Genomic DNA, 412 nt, shown 5'->3' on the forward strand with positions numbered 1-412 from the left:
GCACGGCGCGCATGCCGCTCGGTTCGCCGACGATGACCCCAAGGGGCTTGGCGCAAAGTTCGGGAAGCCGGGCAATCAGATGCGGTACGCCGCGGCACCCAATCTCCTCGTCATAGGAGAAGGCGAAGTGGACTGGTTTGGTAAGCCGAAGCCCGGCCAACTTGGACACGGCCGCAAGCGCGGCGGCGAGAAACCCCTTCATGTCCGTTGTGCCGCGTCCATACAGCCGTTCGCCCTCACGACGCAGCGCGAAAGGCGGCGAGCTCCATTGCGGCTCACCGGCGGGGACGACATCCATGTGGCCGGACAGGATATAGCCAGGAACATCGGCGGGCCCGATCGTCGCGAAAAGGTTGGAACGGTCGCCTTCCGGCCCGGGAAGCAGGGTGACCTTTGCGCCATGTTGGCGGAG

The 412-nt window shown here is 65.5% G+C and carries 1 protein-coding gene; it reads right to left on the reverse strand.

Annotated elements, in window-relative coordinates; all coding sequences use genetic code 11:
* Positions 1–412, reverse strand: a 412-nt coding sequence (locus EN786_RS36180) for a M20/M25/M40 family metallo-hydrolase (protein ID WP_135910051.1), incomplete at both ends; no start/stop codon positions are given.

This window comes from Mesorhizobium sp. M4B.F.Ca.ET.143.01.1.1, assembly GCF_004792275.1.
GTDB classification, from domain to species: Bacteria; Pseudomonadota; Alphaproteobacteria; order Rhizobiales; family Rhizobiaceae; genus Mesorhizobium; species Mesorhizobium abyssinicae.